17 protein-coding genes are annotated in these 17,368 nt (G+C 68.0%); 10 read left to right on the top strand and 7 right to left on the bottom strand.

Going from position 1 to position 17,368, the window contains the following annotated elements:
- Positions 1–20 precede the first annotated feature (20 nt).
- From rlmD to AC5P67_RS05270, 9 genes are all read left to right on the top strand, one after another.
- Positions 21–1,355 (top strand): 23S rRNA (uracil(1939)-C(5))-methyltransferase RlmD, encoded by a 1,335-nt coding sequence (gene rlmD / locus AC5P67_RS05310; protein WP_111198234.1) that lies wholly within the window; start codon positions 21–23, stop codon positions 1,353–1,355.
- Between the two features lie 34 nt (positions 1,356–1,389).
- Positions 1,390–1,875 carry a CYTH domain-containing protein gene (locus AC5P67_RS05305; RefSeq protein WP_495214360.1) on the top strand — a complete coding sequence of 162 codons (486 nt, stop codon included), beginning with the start codon at positions 1,390–1,392 and terminating at the stop codon, positions 1,873–1,875.
- Positions 1,876–1,988: 113 nt separating this feature from the next.
- Entirely contained in the window at positions 1,989–2,684 is a 696-nt protein-coding gene (locus tag AC5P67_RS05300) for a DsbA family oxidoreductase (protein ID WP_005414203.1), read from the top strand.
- A gap of 160 nt (positions 2,685–2,844) precedes the next feature.
- Positions 2,845–3,852, top strand: coding sequence for a beta-N-acetylhexosaminidase (nagZ, locus tag AC5P67_RS05295; RefSeq protein WP_005414204.1), 1,008 nt, complete (start codon positions 2,845–2,847; stop codon positions 3,850–3,852).
- Positions 3,852–4,406: a hypoxanthine-guanine phosphoribosyltransferase gene (locus AC5P67_RS05290; RefSeq protein ID WP_005410592.1), complete on the top strand. Its 555-nt coding sequence runs from the start codon at positions 3,852–3,854 to the stop codon at positions 4,404–4,406. Before nagZ ends, AC5P67_RS05290 begins: the two co-directional genes overlap by 1 nt.
- A gap of 82 nt (positions 4,407–4,488) precedes the next feature.
- The gene (locus AC5P67_RS05285; protein ID WP_005410591.1) at positions 4,489–5,235 is read left to right on the top strand and encodes an S-methyl-5'-thioinosine phosphorylase; all 747 of its coding nucleotides are present in this window, start codon (positions 4,489–4,491) and stop codon (positions 5,233–5,235) included.
- Between the two features lie 88 nt (positions 5,236–5,323).
- A complete protein-coding gene (locus AC5P67_RS05280) occupies positions 5,324–5,530 on the top strand; it encodes a cold-shock protein (protein WP_005410590.1) in 207 nt (68 codons plus the stop codon).
- 103 nt (positions 5,531–5,633) lie between these two features.
- Entirely contained in the window at positions 5,634–6,902 is a 1,269-nt protein-coding gene (locus tag AC5P67_RS05275) for an FAD-dependent oxidoreductase (RefSeq protein ID WP_043035435.1), read from the top strand.
- A gap of 180 nt (positions 6,903–7,082) precedes the next feature.
- Complete coding sequence (locus tag AC5P67_RS05270; RefSeq protein WP_024958257.1) at positions 7,083–7,352, top strand: hypothetical protein; 270 nt, start codon at positions 7,083–7,085, stop codon at positions 7,350–7,352.
- Position 7,353: 1 nt separating this feature from the next.
- Here AC5P67_RS05270 and pdeM read toward each other — a convergent pair whose 3' ends face one another.
- From pdeM to AC5P67_RS05250, 4 genes are read right to left on the bottom strand one after another with little or no spacing between them, the layout of a single operon-like run.
- Entirely contained in the window at positions 7,354–7,995 is a 642-nt protein-coding gene (pdeM, locus tag AC5P67_RS05265) for a ligase-associated DNA damage response endonuclease PdeM (protein WP_049402339.1), read from the bottom strand.
- Positions 7,985–10,444, bottom strand: coding sequence for a ligase-associated DNA damage response DEXH box helicase (locus AC5P67_RS05260; protein ID WP_495214358.1), 2,460 nt, complete (start codon positions 10,442–10,444; stop codon positions 7,985–7,987). The genes pdeM and AC5P67_RS05260 overlap by 11 nt, the downstream gene beginning before the upstream one ends.
- Positions 10,441–12,048, bottom strand: coding sequence for an ATP-dependent DNA ligase (locus tag AC5P67_RS05255; RefSeq protein WP_111173797.1), 1,608 nt, complete (start codon positions 12,046–12,048; stop codon positions 10,441–10,443). The genes AC5P67_RS05260 and AC5P67_RS05255 overlap by 4 nt, the downstream gene beginning before the upstream one ends.
- Entirely contained in the window at positions 12,045–13,043 is a 999-nt protein-coding gene (locus AC5P67_RS05250) for a ligase-associated DNA damage response exonuclease (protein WP_005414211.1), read from the bottom strand. Before AC5P67_RS05250 ends, AC5P67_RS05255 begins: the two co-directional genes overlap by 4 nt.
- A 113-nt stretch (positions 13,044–13,156) precedes the next feature.
- On the opposite strand from AC5P67_RS05250, the gene AC5P67_RS05245 reads away from it, so the two are divergent.
- Positions 13,157–14,794 carry an acyl-CoA dehydrogenase family protein gene (locus AC5P67_RS05245; protein WP_065183435.1) on the top strand — a complete coding sequence of 546 codons (1,638 nt, stop codon included), beginning with the start codon at positions 13,157–13,159 and terminating at the stop codon, positions 14,792–14,794.
- Between the two features lie 236 nt (positions 14,795–15,030).
- On the opposite strand, the gene AC5P67_RS05240 is transcribed toward AC5P67_RS05245, so the two are convergent.
- From AC5P67_RS05240 to AC5P67_RS05230, 3 genes are all read right to left on the bottom strand, one after another.
- Positions 15,031–15,441, bottom strand: coding sequence for a hypothetical protein (locus AC5P67_RS05240; RefSeq protein WP_005410582.1), 411 nt, complete (start codon positions 15,439–15,441; stop codon positions 15,031–15,033).
- Between the two features lie 157 nt (positions 15,442–15,598).
- Complete coding sequence (locus AC5P67_RS05235; RefSeq protein WP_005410581.1) at positions 15,599–15,940, bottom strand: hypothetical protein; 342 nt, start codon at positions 15,938–15,940, stop codon at positions 15,599–15,601.
- 124 nt (positions 15,941–16,064) lie between these two features.
- Positions 16,065–17,240: a thiolase family protein gene (locus tag AC5P67_RS05230; RefSeq protein WP_111189523.1), complete on the bottom strand. Its 1,176-nt coding sequence runs from the start codon at positions 17,238–17,240 to the stop codon at positions 16,065–16,067.
- Positions 17,241–17,368 lie beyond the last annotated feature (128 nt).

Raw genomic sequence — 17,368 nt, 5'->3', positions numbered from 1 at the left:
TGCCCGCAGCCTGTTGCCACGTGGCCCGATCCCGCTCCCGCATCGACCGTACCCCGTTCCAGACCGAGATCCTCGACCTCAGCCATGATGGTCGCGGCGTCGCCCGCCGTGAAGGCGAGGGCGGCAAGGTCACCTTCGTCAGCGGCGCCCTGCCGGGCGAGGTGGTCATGGCCGAACAGACCGCCCGCAGCCGCCATTTCGACGAGGCACGCACGGTGGAAGTGCTGCAGGCCTCGCCCCAGCGCGTGACCCCGAAGTGCCCGCATTTCGGTACCTGCGCCGGATGCGTGCTGCAGCACCTGGGCGAAGACCAGCAGATCGTCGCCAAGCAGCGCGTGCTGATGGACAACCTGGAGCGGATCGGCCATGTGAAGCCGGGCAAGGTGCTGGCGCCGCTGGTCGGCGAGAGCTGGGGTTATCGCCGCAAGGGCCGCTTCTCGGTGCGCCGGGTCGAGAAGAAGGACAAGACCCTGGTCGGTTTCCGTGAACAGGACCCGCGTTTCGTCGCCGACCTCAGCCAGTGCCTGACCGTGATCCCCGAGATCGGTACCAAGGTCGAGGCGCTGTCGACCTTCATCGAATCGCTCGATGGCAAGCGCGACATCCCGCAGATCGAGTTCATCGCCGGCGATCAGGCGGTGGTGCTGACCGTACGTCACCTGCAGCCGCTCAGCGATGCCGACCGCGCCGCCTGGGCCGCCTTTGGCCAGCAGCATGGTTTCGTGATCTACCTGCAGTCCGGCGGCGTGGACACCGTGCAGCCGCTGGACGGGCAGGGCGTGCCGCTGTCGTTCCGGTTGGCGCCTTGGGACGTGGAACTGGCGTTCCGCCCGCTGGACTTCATCCAGGTCAACGCCAAGCTCAACGAAAAGATGATCGCCCACGCTCTGGACCTGCTTGAGCCGGGCGAGGACGAACGCGTGCTTGACCTGTTCTGCGGCCTGGGCAACTTCACCCTGCCGCTGGCCCGCCGCGTGCGCGAAGTGGTGGGTGTGGAAGGCGATGCCGGCCTGGTCGCGCGTGCCCGTGAGAATGCCGTGCGCAACGGGCTGGCCAACGCCCAGTTCTTCAGCGCCGACCTGACCCAGGACCAGCGCAGCACGCCGTGGATGCGCCAGGGCTTCGACAAGCTGCTGCTGGACCCGCCGCGTTCGGGCGCCATCGAAGTGCTGCAGCAGCTGCCGCTGAAGCAGTTCAAGCGCATCGTCTACGTCAGCTGCCACCCGGGCTCGCTGGCGCGCGATGCCGGCTATCTGGTCAACGAACAGGGCTTCACCCTGGTCAGCGCCGGTGCCATGGACATGTTCCCGCACACCGCGCACGTGGAGAGCATCGCGGTGTTCGAGAAGCGCTGAGCGGCTGTCATCACCCATGGCGCATAATCGCGCCATGGGCATTGAAATCGAACGCAAATTCCTGGTCATCAACGATGGCTGGCGATCCGCTGCGCACCGGGTGATCCCGATGGCGCAGGGCTACATCAACGACATGGGCGCGCTGGATCGCGGTACCCAGAACGCCTCGGTGCGCGTGCGTATCGAGGGCGACCATGCTGCGCTAAACCTGAAGTCGCGCACCATCGGCCGCACCCGGCAGGAATTCGATTACCCGATTCCGGTGGAGGACGCGCGCGCGCTGCTGGCGCTGTGCGTGGGTGGCCTGATCGACAAGCGCCGCCATCTGGTCGAGCACGCCGGCCTGACCTGGGAAGTGGACGAGTTCCTCGGCGACAACGCCGGCCTGGTGGTGGCCGAGGTGGAACTGGACAGCGCCGACCAGGCCATCCAGCTGCCGGACTGGGCCGGCGCGGAAGTCACCGACGACGCCCGCTACTACAACGTCGCGCTCGCCAGTCATCCCTATTCACAGTGGTGAAACCCTGAAAAGAGGACGGAGGGGATTAAGTCGTCCTTACCCCGCCTGTGCGGAAAGCGACTTAATCCCCTCCGTCCCCTTTTTTCGGCGGGGGCGGGCCCCATGTCGGGGGGATGAGAATCGACATCTACTCCGACGTGGTCTGTCCCTGGTGCTGGATCGGCAAGCATCGTTTCCAGCAGGGCGTGCAGTTGCTGGGCGCCGATGCGCCTGAACTCGATATCCACTGGCAGCCGTTCCAGCTGGACCCGGACGCGGACGACACCCCGGTGCCGCTGCGCGAGGCTTATGTACGCAAGTTCGGTGGCGTCGAGCGCACCGAGCAGATCCTCGGCCAGACCCAGACCACGGCGCGTGCGGAAGGCCTGCCGATGGACTTCAGCCGGGGCCAGGTGCGGGTGACCACGCTGCCGGCACATCGGGTGCTGTGGCTGGCCGGCCAGCACGGCGTGCAGGACGCGGTCGGGGAGGCGCTGTTCCGCGCCCACTTCGAGCTTGGCCAGAACCTGGCGGACAGCGCGGTGCTGATCAAGGCCGGTGTGGCGGGCGGCCTGGACGGCGGCGAAATCGCGCAGATGCTGGCCTCCGACCGCGGCCTGGCCGAGGTCGAGGCCAAGCTGGCGGAGGCGCATGCGCTGGGCATCTCCTCGGTGCCGACCTTCGTCATCGATGGAAAGTGGGCCATTTCCGGGGCGCAGCCCCCCGAGGCCTTCGCCAACGCCCTGCGCCAGATTGCCGCCGAACAGGGCGCCCCGGCCACCCCGGCTGGCGACGACGAGGCCTGCGGCCCGGACGGCTGCAAGGTCTGAGCAGATCGGGGTCAGAGCCCCTGCGGGGATCCGGCCCCGGGGTCGGATCCCCGCAGGGGCCCTGACCGCACACTCCCCTTTTTCTGACCACTGCGCCTGTCGGCCGGTTCTGCGACAATGCGGCACTGCGCCATGCGGGCGCGCGTTGTGGAGATCGACCATGCTGCTGATCGGCGTTGCCGGCACCGAACTGACCGCCCAGGAACGTGACTGGCTGCAGCACGATGCCGTGGCCGGGGTGGTGCTGTTCAAGCGCAACTTCGCCTCCCGCCAGCAGGTGACCGATCTGAGCGCGGCGATCCGCGCCGCCGCGCCGCGCCCGCAGCTGATCTGCGTGGACCAGGAAGGCGGTCGCGTACAGCGTTTCCGCGAGGGTTACAGCGATCTGCCGCCACTGCAGGACATTGGTGCCCTGTATGCCACCGACCCGCAGCAGGCCTTGGCATTGGCCGAACGGCACGCCTGGCTGATGGCCAGCGAAGTACGCGCCAGCGGCCTGGACCTGAGCTTCGCGCCGGTGGTCGACCTTGGCCGTGGCAACCGTGCCATCGGCAACCGCGCCTTCAGTGAAGACCCGCAGGTGGTGGCCGCGTTCACCGCCGCCTACGTGCGTGGCATGCACTCGGTCGGCATGGCCGCCACGCTCAAGCATTTCCCCGGCCACGGCACCGTGCTGGAAGACACCCACGTCGATACCGCGATCGATCCGCGCGCGCTGGACGAGCTGCGTGCGCAGGACCTGGTGCCGTTCCAGGCCGGCATCGCCGCCGGTGCCGATGCGGTGATGATGGCGCACGTGATCTACCCGCAGATTGCGCCTGAACCGGCAGGTTACTCGCCGCGCTGGATCCAGGACATCCTGCGCGGCGAGCTCGGCTTCCGTGGCGTGGTGTTCTCCGACGACATCGGCATGGCCGCCTCGCACAGCGCCGGCGGCGTGCCGGCGCGCGTGCACGCCCATCTGGACGCCGGCTGCGACGTGGTGCTGGTCTGCCACCCGGAGCTGGTCGATGAAGCCCTGCACGCGGTGCAGGGGCGCTCCCTCAATACCGCTGCGCTGCTGGGCCTGATCGGCCGCGGCGCACTTGGCTGGGATGGCCTGCTGGCCGATGCCCGCCATGGCGACACCCAAACCCGTCTGCTTGAAACCCTTGGAAGAACCGTCTGATGCCCAACCTCACCATTTCCCAGGCCCTGGCCCAGGCTGACCTGCTGGTCGACCGCCCCACCATCGACAAGGCCATCGCTGGTATCGCCGACGCCATCGCGCGCGATTACAAGGGCGAGGTGCCGCTGTTCCTGTCCATCATGCACGGTGCGCTGCCGTTCGCCGGCCAGCTGGCGCTGGAACTGGGCGCGCGCGGCCAGGACGTGCAGTTTGATTACCTGCACGCCACCCGTTACCGCGGTGAAACCACCGGCGGCGACCTGGTCTGGAAGCACAAGCCGGCCACCTCGCTGTTCGGCCGCCGCGTGCTGCTGGTCGACGACATCCTTGACGAGGGCTACACCCTGCAGGGCGTGCGCACCTGGTGCCTGGAACAGGGCGCAACCGACGTGCGCATCGCCGCGATGACGGTGAAGAAGCACGACCGCGCGCTGCCGGACGTGACCGCCGACTACGCCGGCATCGAACTGCCGGACCGCTACGTGTTCGGCTTCGGCATGGACGTCAACGAAACCCTGCGCTGCGTGCCGGCCATCTACGCGATGAAGGAATAACGGCGCAGCCGCCCGCGGCGCGTCTTCTTCTGCCGCCGGCATCCTCGGGTGCCGGCGTTCGTCTTTTCATGGAGTGCTTCGAATGCAACAGATCGCCCTGGCCGTGATCGGCGGTACCGGTGTCTACAACCTGGCCAAGCTTGACGACGTGCAGACCCACGAGGTCGACACCCGCTTCGGCCGTCCGTCGGGCCCGGTGCGCGTCGGTACGCTGCTCGGCCATCGCGTGGCGTTCCTGGCGCGCCATGGTGAAGGCCACTCGCTGCCGCCGCACAAGATCAACTACCGCGCCAACCTGGCCGCGCTGCAGCAGCTGGGCGCGCAGCGCGTGTTGGCGTTGAACACGGTCGGTGGCATCACCGAGAACTTCGGCCCGCGCGTGCTGGCCTGCCCGGACCAGATCATCGACTACACCTGGGGCCGCATCAGCACCATCTGTGAAGAAGAGGGCACCGATGTGGTCCACGTCGATTTCGGCCACCCGTACACGCCGATGCTGCGCAGCAAGATCCTGGCGGCGGCCAAAGTGACCGGCGTCACGGTCCATGACGGTGGCTGCTACGGCGCAACGCAGGGCCCGCGCCTGGAAACCATCGCTGAAATCGCCCGCATGCGCCGCGACGGCTGCGACCTGGTGGGCATGACCGGCATGCCGGAAGCCGCGCTGGCACGCGAACTGGGGCTGGATTACGCCTGCCTGGCGATCATCGCCAACTGGGCTGCCGGCTGTGGTGATGGCGAGGAGATTACGATGGCCGAAGTGCTGGCCAACGTACAGGCGGCCAGCAACGGACTTCCGGAACTGGTGGGCGAATTGGCGCGGGGGTGATTGTCTTCCCCGAGCAAGCTTTGCATACTCAGCTTGTGCGCGGGTTCAGCGTACACCACCCATTCATTGCATAAGGTCTCGCATCACCATGCCGAACGGTACCGTCAAGTGGTTCAACGACGCCAAGGGATTTGGCTTCATCTCGCCGGAGGATGGCAGCGCCGACGTGTTCGCGCACTTCTCCGCCATCAACTCCAAGGGCTTCCGCAGCCTGCAGGAAGGCCAGCGCGTCACCTATGACGTGACCCAGGGCCCGAAGGGTGCCCAGGCTTCGAACATCACGCCGGCCGAGTGATCCACTCGACAGTGCGTTGAAAACCCCGCTTCGGCGGGGTTTTTTTTTGCGCGGCGTGCCCGCGGCCGGTTCGCGGTCCACCCGCCTCGGGCACAATGTGGCCATGACGGAACGACTGCGTATCGCCGTGATCGGCTACGGCACCGCTGGACAGGCAGTGTCCATCCTCCTCACCCGTGACGGCCACGAGGTAGAGATATTCGAGCGCGTGCCGACGCCGGGACCGGTGGGTGCCGGTTTCCTGCTGCAGCCCAGCGGCCTGCAGGTGCTGTGGCAGATGGGCCTGCTGGATGCGGTGCGCGCGCATGCCGCGCCGGTGCACCGCCTGTATGGCGACACGCCATGCGAGCGCGCGGTGATGGACATGCGCTACGACGGTCTGGATGCGCGCCTGCATGGCCTGGGCATGCAGCGTGGGGCGTTGTTCTCGCTGTTGGACCAGGCGCGCGCGGGGGCAGGCAATCTGCATGCGGGCGTCACCATCGCCGCCGTGGATGCCGAGCAGGGCCGCCTGCGCGACAGCGAAGGGCGCCTGCATGGCCCGTTCGACCTGGTGGTGGCCGCCGATGGCGCGGCCTCTACGCTGCGCAGCACCATTGCCGGCGGTGCCGGGCTGGACCGCGTGTATCCGTGGGGAGCGCTGTGGTGCCTGTTGCCGGCCGAAGACTGGCCGCATGTGCAGGAGCTGCGGCAGCGCTACGTGGCCGCGCGCAAGATGATCGGCCTGTTGCCGGTCGGCACGCGCCCCGGCGATGACACGCCGCGCCTGAGCTTCTTCTGGAGCCTGCCACGCACCGACTTCGAGCGCTGGCAGGCCGATGGCATGACGCCCTGGCTGGACGAGCTGCATGCGCTGTGGCCGCAGGCCAGTGCGCGCTTCGCCCACCTGCGCGATGCCGGCCAGCTGGCGCGCGCGGTCTATCGCGATGCAGTGATGACGCGCTGGCACCAGGGCCGCATGGTGCTGGCAGGTGATGCGGCGCACGCGATGAGCCCGCAGCTGGGGCAGGGGGTGAACATGGCGCTGCTCGATGCACTGGCGCTGCGCGATGCGGTGCGCACGCATGGCGGTGGTGCCGCTGCATTGCAGGCCTACCAGGCGCAACGCAGGGCCCACGTGGCGGTCTACCAGCGCTGGAGTCGCTGGCTGACGCCGCTGTTCCAGTCCGATCGCGATGCCTGGGCGAAGACGCGCGACGTGCTGCTGGGTCCGATGGGGCGCCTGCCCGGAGGCCGTGGCCACATGCTGCGCGTGCTCAGCGGCACGCAGCAGGGGTGGTTCGGTTCGCTTACGCTGGATCCGGCCTTCATCGACGCATTGGCGACGACGATGGAAATACCTCGCAGCAACGCGATCACGGCCAGCGCGTGAAGCGTGCCGTCACGTGAATTAACGGTTGCCTCACCGCGGATGTGCGAGAAGTAGGTTGCACGCGACTGCGCGTCGCCCGTTTTCCTTTCCGTGATCAACATCGCGCGTGGCCCGGGCGGCGCTGCCGTTGCGGCCTGTTGCGGCCCGGACGTGCCGCCTGATGTTGAAGAGGAGGATGCCATGTTGTTCGCGGTCGAGGAGCTGGAGTCGGAAATCTGCAAGCTGCGTGGACTGCTGCAGATGCTGCACGAGGACCAGCCCGACGTACTGGAGGATGTATTCGAGTTCCATGTTGGCAGCCTGGTCAGCCATGCGTCGCCGGAACACCACGCACGCATCCGGACCTGCGCGCAGGAGATGCTGGCGGCAATCCAGGCCTTGCCGCGGCGGCGTGAGAATGACACCCCTGATTTCCAGTTGATGCCGCAGCTGGGCATTGGCCCGGCCTGAGTCAGGCGACCGGCAGTTCCACCAGGCCGCTTTCCACGCAGGCGATCATCTGTTCGCCGCGGGCGGGGGCAGGCACGATGCCTGCAGTGAATGCGGAGAAGGCCGGCAGGACCGTCATCCGGTCACGCAGCCAGAACGCGGGGAAGCGCCGTCGCAGTGGCTTCAAGGCAACCTGCGGGTGCAGATGCCCGGCGATCACATGCAGCGCCGCATCGGGCATCGGCTCATGCCGAAGCAGGAACGGCCGCAGTCGTACTTCATCGTGGATCTGGACCTGCAACTGCGCATGCGGCAGCTGGCGGTCGTGATTACCGCGCAGGACATGCACGTCCAGCGAAGCATTGCGTTCACGCCATCCCAGCCATTGCTGGTACCACCCAGCGCGATGCGCCGGCCCATGCAGGATGTCGCCCAGGATCCACAGCTCGCGGCAGGCATGCAGGTCCAGAAGCCGCTGCAAGCGTTGCAGGTCTTCGCCGGTGCCGCCGCTGGGCAACGCGATGCCGGCGCGACGGAACACATCGGCCTTGCCCAGGTGGAGGTCTGCGATCAGCAGTGCCTGCCGCGCGGGCCAGTACAGCGCACGCGCGCCCACCAGGACCACGGACTCACCAGCAAGCAGCAGCGGCAATTCATCGGTCATGGCGGCGCTCCAATTGCTGGGCCGCGCGCTGCACGCGCATACGCCAGTCTTCATTGCTGAACTGACCGCGCAGGCGTTCGGCCCACAATGGAAAGCCCAGCGGCGTGAGTGATGACGGTCGCTGCAGCGACAGCTGCTGCGTGCCGATCCGCTCCAGTACCTGTTGCACCCCCGGCAGGTCGAGGCTGTCGTACAGCACTTCATGTTCCGCCAGCGCCAGCAGCAGGTGTTCCGGATCGTGCTCGCGCAGCACGTCGTACAGCAGGCCCGCGGACGCCTGCAGCTGGCGCAGCGACCGTGGCATGCCACCGGGCAGGCTGGGCACCAGCAGGCCTGCTACGCGTGCGATGCCCCGGAACTGACGTCGCGCCAGCTCGCCCAGGTTCACTGCGGCGCGCAGATCGTCCAGCAACCGGTCATTGCCGAACAACGCACGCCATTGCGCCTCATCCAGATCGATCGGCCGCGCCGGCGCCAGCACCAGGCCATGATCGTTCACCGCATAGCCAATGCTGTTGCGTTGCTGGCGGGTGCAGCGCAGCGCCAACAGCGCGGCCAGTGCCTCGTGTACGTGGCGGCCGGCAAAGGGGTAGACGAACATGAACTGGCCTTCGCGGCGCCGCACCTCTTCCACCAGCAGGTGCTCTGGGCCGGGAAGCGCCGACAGCTGTTGCTGCAGTGCCAGCAACAGTGACAACCAGCGGGATTCGGCACTGTCGTCGGCGCCGGACAGCACCCACTCCAGCTCACGGCCGAGTGGCATCGACAGCGGCAACTGGCCTCCCTGCCAGCGCGGCACCACACCATCACCGCGCCCTCGTGCCAGCCGCACGAAAGCGGTCATGTCGCGCAGCTGCACCAGTTCCAGCAGGCGCCCGGCGAACTGGAAACGGTCGCCGCGACGCAGGCGGCTGGCGAACTGCTCCTCCACTGCACCAAGCCCGCCACCGCGCAGGAACTGCACGCGCACGCTGCCATCGCTGCTGATGGTGCCGATCGACAGGCGGTGCCGCAGCGCCTGGCGGCGATCGTGCATGCGGTAGCTGCCATCGGCATCGCGCACGACCTTGTGGAAATCGGGGTACTGCGCCAGCGCCTGCCCACCCTGCACGATGAAGTCCAGCACGGCCCGCCATTGTTCATCGCCCAGCGTGGCGAAGGCATGGGTGCGACGCACCTGCGCCAGCAGCGCATCACTGTCAAAGCCGCCCGCGAGGGCGCGGCTGACCGCATGCTGTGCCAGCACGTCCAGTGACAACGTCGGCGGTCGACGCGCTTCGACCACGCCTTCGTGCAGTGCGCGGCGCACCGCTGCATATTCGGCCAGTTCCAGTGCGTGGCTGGGTATGCAGACGATGGCCCCCCCGGCGCCGGGGCGATGGCGTGCGCGCCCGGCGCGCTGGCGCAGCCGCGCCACGCCCTTGGGGCTGCCCAGCTGCAGTACCTGTTCAACCTCCGGGAAATCCACACCGAGGTCGAGGCTGGAGGTCGCCACCACGCAGCGCAACGCGCCTGCGCGCAGGCCGTCTTCCACCTGCTGGCGCAGTGCTGGATCCAGCGAGCCATGATGTAGTGCCAGCGTGTCCGCGTCTTCCGGCCATACCGCAGCCAGCGCCTGGTGCCACAGCTCGGCCTGCGCGCGGGTGTTGGTGAACAGCAGGCTGCTGCGTACGGCCATCAGCGCGTCCAGCACGCGCGGCAGCTGCGCCAGGCCGAGATGCCCCGCCCAAGGGAAACGTTCACCCGGTTCCGGCAGCAGGCTGCGCACGCTGATCGCGCGCGGACGAACGCCCTGTACGATCGGTGCATCCTGTTGGCCAGGCAGCAGCACGTCGCGGGCCTGCGGCAGGTTGCCCAGCGTGGCCGACAGTCCCCAAAGCTGCAGGGAAGGGGCGGCGTCGCGCAGCACCGCCAGGTTCAGCTGCAGCAGGACGCCGCGCTTGTTCCCCAGCAGTTCATGCCATTCGTCCACCACCACGCAGCGCAGCTGGCGCATGCGTGGCAGTGTGTCGGGATAGCTCAGCAGCAGTGCCAGCGATTCCGGCGTGGTCACCAGTACGTCGACGCGGCCTTCGCGGGCCTGCCGGCGCTCGCGGTTGCTGGCATCGCCGCTGCGAAGGCCGACCCGCCAGCCCAAGCCCAGCCCGTCGACCACTGCCTGCAGTGCACGTGCGGTATCACTGGCCAATGCCCGCAGCGGCGTCACCCACAGCACCTGCAGCGGCCGCACCGCGCTGGCCCGGCGCGGTGCCGACGGTGGATCGAGCATCGCCTGCAGCAGCGGGCCGCCGAACATGGCCAGCGTCTTGCCGCTGCCGGTGGGGGTGTGCAGCAGCCCGGAGTCGCCTGCCAGATAGTGCCGCCACATCGCGCGCTGGAACGGCAGTGAGCGCCAGCCGCGCGCAGCGAACCAGTCCTCCAGCCGGCGCAACGCCTGGCGGCGGTTCATCGCGCCAGCGCCTGCAGCGTGGCCAGCTGATCGGCTTCGGCGGCGGGCTTGTCGTGGCGCCAGCGCAGGATGCGGGGAAAGCGCACGGCGATGCCGGATTTGTGCCGGCTGCTGCGGTTGACTGCCTCGAAGCCCAGTTCAAACACCTGTTCGGCACGCACGCTGCGCACCGGGCCAAACCGTTCACGGGTGTTGGCGCGGATCCAGCGATCGAGGGCCAGGATTTCCTTGTCATCCAGGCCCGAATAGGCCTTGGCCACCGGCACCAGCGTATCGCCGTCCCAGACGCCGAAGGTGTAATCGGTGTACAGCGTGCTGCGCCGTCCATGGCCGGCCTGCGCGTACAGCAGCACGGCATCAATGGTCAGGGGGTCGACCTTCCATTTCCACCAGTCGCCGCGCCGTCGCCCTGACTGGTAGGCGGACGTCCGGCGTTTCAGCATCAACCCTTCGACGCCCCGCTCACGGGCGGCCTCCCGCAACGTGGCCGCCTGCAGCCAGTCTCCAGCGGGTACGTCGGGCGACAGCTGGATGCGTGTGTCGCCCAGGGCACCGATGACCTCGGCCAACTGTGCACGCCGTTGCTGCAGTGGCAGCCCGCGCAGATCCTCGCCATCGCGTTCAAGCAGGTCGTAGGCAAGCACGCGTACCGGGGTGTTGCGCAAGGTCGCTGCACCGGGCTTGCGACGCTGGATGCGGGTCTGCAGCGCGGTGAAGGCGCGCGGCAGGTCGTCGCTCTCGTCCCAGGCCAGCAGTTCTCCGTCCAGCACGCAGCCGTCGGGCAGCGCCATCGCGGCCTGTTCAATTTCCGGGAAGCGGCCATCCAGCCGTTCCTCGCCACGTGACCACAGCGCCACTTCACCGCGTCGGCGCAGCAGCTGCAGACGGATTCCATCCCACTTCCACTCCAGCAGCCAGTCTTCGACCGGACCCAGCCGTTCGCCCGGTTCGCCCTCCAACGGTGAGGCCAGGAAGAACGGGTACGGCTGCTGCCGGTCCAGTGGCAGTTCATCCGGCGACAGCAGCTGCCCCAGCAACCCGGGAGAGGGCACCCACTCGCCGAGCATGCGCTGGGCGATGCGCGCGATGTCCAGGCCGGACCATTCTGCCAGCGCCTGCTGCACCAGCCGTTGCGAGACACCCACGCGCAGCGCGCCGGTGAGCAGCTTGTTGAACACCAGGCGCTCGCCGCTGCACAGCTGCCGCCAGCCGGCGACGACCGCCGCACGGCGCACCACTTCGGGCTGGTTGGCTACCGCCAGCAGATGCTGCTCGATCCAGTCCGACAACGGCCGGTCGGCGGCGGGATGCAAGGGGTCATCCAGCAGCAGTGTCAGTGTTTCGGCCAGATCGCCGACCTGAGCGTAGCTGTCTTCCACCAGCCAGGCGGGCAGTCCGGATTCCTCGGCAATCCAGCTGCGCAGCTCACCACTGGCGGCGATCCTGCGGCGTGCGCCGCCGACCTTGCCGCCGCTGAGCAGGTACAGCGCCCACGCCGCATCGTGCGCCGCTGCGTGGCGGAAGTAGTCGACCAGTGCGGCGCGCTTGTCCAGCGTCGCAGTACTGCGGTCCAGGCGCTGGTAGAGCGCGGCGAAGGCCTTCATTCCTCGCTCCCGAAGTCGGTGCGAAAGGCTTCAGCCGCCACGCCGCGCTCGCGCAGGAACGGAATCAATGCATCGGTATTGCCATGGGTGGCGATGACCCGCTGCGCGCCGGTCTGTTCGATGGTCTGCAGCAGCGCGGGCCAATCAGCGTGATCGGAAATGACGAAGCCCCGGTCGACGTTGCGGCGCCGCCGGTTGCCGCGCAGCTGCATCCACCCCGAGGCGAACCCCAGTTGATGCGGTCCGAAGCGGCGCATCCACGGCGTGCCTGCGGCCGAGGGTGGGGCCAGGATCAACTGGCCGGCGGCGTCGGGTTGACGCCCCTGTTCGGCGACGGTGAGCGTCTCCAGCATCGGGATGTTGGCCTGCCGGTAGACCGACACGCCATTGGCGATGGCGCCGTGCAGCCACGCGGGGCGGTCGTCCAGTGGCAACAACTCGGCCAGCACCCGCTGCGCCTTGCCGAGTGCATAGCACAGCAGGATCGCCGCTTCGCCACGTTGTTCGCATTCGCGGCGCCACGCCACGATCTCTGCGGCGACCGCCGGGGTGTCCGGCCAGCGATAGATCGGCAGCGCGAACGTCGCTTCGGTGATGAACGTATCGCAGGGCACCACTTCGAAGGGCGTGCAGGTCGGGTCGGGTTGGCGCTTGTAGTCGCCGGACGCCACCCACACCCGTTCACCATCGTCGATGCGCACCTGGGACGAACCGAGCACATGACCGGCCGGATGCAGCGATACCTGCACCCGGCCCAAGCGGAACGGCACCCCCTCGGCGTGCGCCTGCACGCCAACATCGCCCAGCCGCCAGCGCAGGATCGGCAGGCTTCCTTCGCTGCAGTGGTATTCGCCCATGCCCGGGCGCGCGTGGTCGCCGTGGCCATGGGTGATGACCGCGCGCGGCACCGGGCGCCAGGGATCGATGTGGAAATCTCCCGCGGCGCAGTACAGCCCCTCCGGACGCAGCACCACCAGATCGTCATTGCCTTCCATGCGGCCACTGTGGCCTGCGCTTCGTGCAGGCGGTGAGAACCGGCCTGAACACGGGCTTGGCGGGGCATGCGGCACAATCGGACCGCATACCTCTTGCCGCCAGGATGGACCGGATGAGTGGACCCAGCTTCAGCAGCAACGCGCCGTTTGAAACCCATGTGGTGCTGAACCAGCCGCCACCGTTCGCGGGCCGCCAGCTGTGGACCGACGATGTGGCGTTGGCGGAGGCGGTGCATCGCGAGGGTGCCGGTGCCTTAGCGCCACGCCTGGCCGTGTACGGGGCCCTGGCCGGCGACGAGCTGTACCGGCTCGGCTTCGATGCCAACCGTGATCGCCCGCGGCTGCGTACGCACGATGCGCAGGGCCACCGCATTGATACGGTCGAGTTCCACCCTGCGTACCACCAGCTGATGTCCGCAGCGAAGCAGCATGGCGTGGCGGGTTTGTCCTGGCACGAGCCGCAGCCCGGCGCACACGTCGCGCGTGCGGCGCTGAGCTACCTGCACCACCAGGCCGAAGCCGGCACCAGTTGCCCCTTGACCATGACCCATGCGGCGGTGGCAGTGCTGCAGTCGCAGCCGCACCTGGCCGAATGGGCGCGCAAGGCCGCCGCGCCGGTCTATGACCCGCGCGACGTGCCGGTGGCGGACAAGACCGGCATCACGCTGGGCATGGGCATGACCGAGAAGCAGGGCGGCTCGGATGTACGTGCGAACAGCACGCGCGCCGAACCGATCGATGGCGAACGTTACCGCCTGGTCGGCCACAAGTGGTTCTTTTCCGCGCCGATGTGCGATGGCTTCCTGGTGCTGGCGCAGGCGCCGGGCGGGCTGACCTGCCTGCTGATGCCGCGCCGGCTGGCCGATGGCGACCGCAATGCATTCAGGCTGATGCGGCTGAAGGACAAGCTGGGTGACTGGTCCAATGCGTCCAGCGAGGTCGAGTTCTGTGGCGCGCAGGCATGGCGCGTGGGCGAAGAAGGGCGTGGCGTGGCGACCATCATCGGCATGGTGATGATGACCCGCCTGGACTGCATGCTGGGTGCGGCCGCGGAGATGCGCATGGCGCTGGCGCAGGCGCTGCATCATGCACGCCATCGGCGCACCTTCGGCAAGCTGCTGGTGGAGCACTCGCTGATGACCAACGTGCTGGCTGATCTGGCGCTGGAGTCGGAAGCGGCCACGGTGTTGGCGATGCGCATCGCACGCGCGGTGGATCGTGCCGGTGTGGATGCCAATGAAGCGGCGATGGCGCGGTTGGGGACGGCGCTGGGCAAGTACTGGCTGTGCAAGCGTGCGCCGGCCTTCGTCAATGAAGCGCAGGAATGCCTGGGCGGTGCCGGCTACGTGGAGGAGTCGATGCTGCCCCGCCTGTACCGGCAGGCACCGTTGAATTCGATCTGGGAGGGCAGCGGCAACATCCAGTGCCTGGATGTGCTGCGTGCGCTGGCGCGTGAACCGGAGGCGATGGCGGCGTTGCGCGGTGAGCTGGCGTCGGTGGCTGACCGTGATGCGCGCTATGCAGCGGCATTGCAGCGTTGGGCAGCGGCGCCGCCACCGGAGGAAGCGCAGGCGCGGCTGTTCTGCGAGCGCACTGCGCTGCTGCTGCAGGCGGCGCTGCTGCTGCGTGCGCGCAGTCCGATGGCGGAGGCGTTCGTGCGTAGCCGGCTGGAAGGGGAGCATGGGCTGGCGTTCGGGACGCTGCCGGCGGGGCTGGAGCTGACGGCGATGCTGGCGCGCGCGCTGCCGTAGGGGCGGCCCACGCCGGCTCTCGACACCTACGCTGACAGATTTTCATCAGATAAGGCTCGGGCGCGCCATCCATGGCGCTTACGCCCCTGCGCAACCTACCCGCGCGTCCTTGGACACTTTCCGTAGGCGCACACCACGGAATCAACAGAAGAAGCAGGGAGCGAAAAGCAGAAAAGCCGCGGCGGTGCCGCGGCTTTTCCTGTGGAACCGAGCCGGTGCTCGGCTGCCGGTAGGGCTTAGTGCTTGGCTTCTTCCTTGGCGGCGTTGGCCTTGGCGTCATTGGCGACATCGCGGGCCTTGTCGGCGACCTTCTGCGCGGCGTCGGCGGTGGCGTCGCTGGCGTGCGCGGCGGCGTCGGTTGCGGCGTCCTTGGCCTTGTCGGCGGCGTTGGCAGTGGCGTCTGCGGCCTTGTCCAGCGCCTGCTGGGTATCGGCGGCGGCCTGCTCGGAAGCGGCGGCGGTCTTGTCGGCGGCTTCGCGGGTGGCGGCAGCAGCCTTGTCGACGGCGTCGCGGGCGGCAGCGCCGGCGCTGTCGGCCGCCTGCTGCGCGTCCTGCTTGGCCTGTTCGGCTTCCGGGCCCTTGCAGGCGGCCAGGGCCAGCAGCAGGGAGGCGGCCAGCAGGGTGGTGGTGATCGGACGAATCTTCATGGCGGTCTCCGGCACTGCAATGGATGGGGACGCCAGCCTATTCATGCCGTTGTGAAGACCGGGTCGCGATGCAGGGGCTTGATCGCCGGCATCCACGCAAAGAAAAAGCCGCTGGCGAACCAGCGGCTTTTCCGGAACAGCGTGAAGAAAGAAGTTATTACTTCTTGGCTTCTTCAGCAGCGTCCTTGGCCTTCTCAGCGGTGCCTTCAGCAGCCTTGGCAGCGTCAGCAGCAGCGCCGGCAGCAGCGTCGGTGGCAGCACCGGCGGTCTGGGCAGCGGCGTCGGTGGCGGCGTCAGCAGCGGTGGCGGCGGTGTCAGCGGCCTGCTGGGCAGCGTCGGCGGTCTGGGCGCCAGCAGCGGCGGCCTGGTCGGCAGCAGCCTGGGCTTCGGTGGCGGCTTCGTTGGCCGAAGCAGCGGCGTCCTGGGCAGCTTCCTGCTTCGAGCAGGCGGCCAGGGCCAGAGCCAGGGACATCGCGACCAGCAGCTTGTTGATGCTCATTGTGTAAATCCTCGTCGTTAGAATTAGGCAACGCGCATGCTGCGCGCCGACAACATGATGACAAGCCAAGATTGGGTGTCAAGCGATCCCGCATTCATTTTTGCGAAATCATCGTTAAATCTTTTTAAATCAATTCGATGGCGATTGCCGTTGCTTCGCCGCCGCCGATGCAGAGGGTGGCAATGCCGCGCTTGCCACCACGCGTGCGCAGAGCGTTGACCAGGGTCACCACAAGACGTGCGCCGGAGGCCCCGATGGGGTGACCCAGTGCGCAGGCGCCGCCATTCACGTTGAGCTTGTCGTGAGGGATGCCCAGTTCGCGCATCGGGGCCATCGCCACCACAGCAAAGGCTTCGTTGATTTCGAACAGATCGACCTGGTCCAGCGACCAGCCGGTCTTGCCCAGCAGCTTGTGCAGCGCGCCGATCGGCGCGGTGGTGAACCACTCCGGTTCCTGCGAGTGGGTGGCGTGGCCGACGATGCGGGCCAGCGGGGTGATGCCACGTGCGGCCGCGTCTTCCTCGGTCAGCAGGACCACCGCGGCGGCGCCGTCGGAGATGCTGGAGGAACTGGCGGCGGTCACGCTGCCGTCCTTCTTGAAGGCCGGGCGCAGGGTCGGGATCTTGGCGATGTCCGAGCGCCCCGGCTGCTCGTCGATGGCGACCTCGACGTCACCCTTGCGGGTGGCTACCTTCACCGCGACGATCTCATCGGCAAACGCACCATTGGCCTGGGCAGCCTGCGCGCGCTTGACCGACTCGATCGCATAGGCGTCCTGCTCTTCGCGGCTGAACTGGTACTTGTCCACCGCGCACTCGGCGAATTCGCCCATGGCCTTGCCGTCATAGGCGTTGACCAGGCCATCGTGGGCCATGTGGTCGACCGCCTGGAAGTTGCCGAAACGGTTGCCGGTACGGGAGTTCGGCAGCATGTGCGGGGCGTTGGACATCGATTCCATGCCGCCGGCGACCACGATGCTGGCCGAGCCGGCCTTGATCAGGTCATGGCCGAGCATGATGGTCTTCATGCCCGAGCCGCACACCTTGTTCAGCGTGGTGGCACCGGCCGACAGCGGGATGCCGGCGGCGATCGCCGCCTGGCGGGCGGGCGCCTGGCCGAGGTTGGCCGGCAGCACGCAGCCCATCAGGACTTCGGAAACGTCGCTGGCCGGGACACCCGATTGTTCCAGGGCGGCGGCGATGGCTGCGGCGCCGAGGGTCGGGGTCGGCACGCCGTTGAACTGGCCGAGGAAGGAGCCGATGGCGGTGCGCTTGGCGGCGGCGATGACGATGTTGGACATGGCAATCTCGTTGATGCGTAAGCAATGTTCGGAAAGGAGACCGGAGGCCGTTGGATGCGCCCCGGTTTCCCGGCAGACTGCGTGGGGGTCGGCCCAAGTATAGAGGGTCGGGGAGGGCTGCCGCTGTG

Source organism: Stenotrophomonas sp. YJH_SMC_21, from assembly GCF_059369555.1.
The sequence above is the reverse complement of the archived record's forward strand: the minus strand, read 5'-3'. Positions and strand labels throughout refer to the sequence as shown.

Excerpts from the sequence above, each read along its gene's own strand:
- AC5P67_RS05305 (WP_495214360.1), top strand. The coding sequence starts at position 1,390 with ATGGGCATTGAAATCGAACGCAAATTCCTGGTCATCAACGATGGCTGG.
- AC5P67_RS05300 (WP_005414203.1), top strand. The coding sequence starts at position 1,989 with ATGAGAATCGACATCTACTCCGACGTGGTCTGTCCCTGGTGCTGGATC.
- nagZ (WP_005414204.1), top strand. The coding sequence starts at position 2,845 with ATGCTGCTGATCGGCGTTGCCGGCACCGAACTGACCGCCCAGGAACGT.
- AC5P67_RS05290 (WP_005410592.1), top strand. The coding sequence starts at position 3,852 with ATGCCCAACCTCACCATTTCCCAGGCCCTGGCCCAGGCTGACCTGCTG.
- AC5P67_RS05285 (WP_005410591.1), top strand. The coding sequence starts at position 4,489 with ATGCAACAGATCGCCCTGGCCGTGATCGGCGGTACCGGTGTCTACAAC.
- AC5P67_RS05280 (WP_005410590.1), top strand. The coding sequence starts at position 5,324 with ATGCCGAACGGTACCGTCAAGTGGTTCAACGACGCCAAGGGATTTGGC.
- AC5P67_RS05275 (WP_043035435.1), top strand. The coding sequence starts at position 5,634 with ATGACGGAACGACTGCGTATCGCCGTGATCGGCTACGGCACCGCTGGA.
- AC5P67_RS05270 (WP_024958257.1), top strand. The coding sequence starts at position 7,083 with ATGTTGTTCGCGGTCGAGGAGCTGGAGTCGGAAATCTGCAAGCTGCGT.
- pdeM (WP_049402339.1), bottom strand. The coding sequence starts at position 7,995 with ATGACCGATGAATTGCCGCTGCTGCTTGCTGGTGAGTCCGTGGTCCTG.
- AC5P67_RS05260 (WP_495214358.1), bottom strand. The coding sequence starts at position 10,444 with ATGAACCGCCGCCAGGCGTTGCGCCGGCTGGAGGACTGGTTCGCTGCG.
- AC5P67_RS05255 (WP_111173797.1), bottom strand. The coding sequence starts at position 12,048 with ATGAAGGCCTTCGCCGCGCTCTACCAGCGCCTGGACCGCAGTACTGCG.
- AC5P67_RS05250 (WP_005414211.1), bottom strand. The coding sequence starts at position 13,043 with ATGGAAGGCAATGACGATCTGGTGGTGCTGCGTCCGGAGGGGCTGTAC.
- AC5P67_RS05245 (WP_065183435.1), top strand. The coding sequence starts at position 13,157 with ATGAGTGGACCCAGCTTCAGCAGCAACGCGCCGTTTGAAACCCATGTG.
- AC5P67_RS05240 (WP_005410582.1), bottom strand. The coding sequence starts at position 15,441 with ATGAAGATTCGTCCGATCACCACCACCCTGCTGGCCGCCTCCCTGCTG.
- AC5P67_RS05235 (WP_005410581.1), bottom strand. The coding sequence starts at position 15,940 with ATGAGCATCAACAAGCTGCTGGTCGCGATGTCCCTGGCTCTGGCCCTG.
- AC5P67_RS05230 (WP_111189523.1), bottom strand. The coding sequence starts at position 17,240 with ATGTCCAACATCGTCATCGCCGCCGCCAAGCGCACCGCCATCGGCTCC.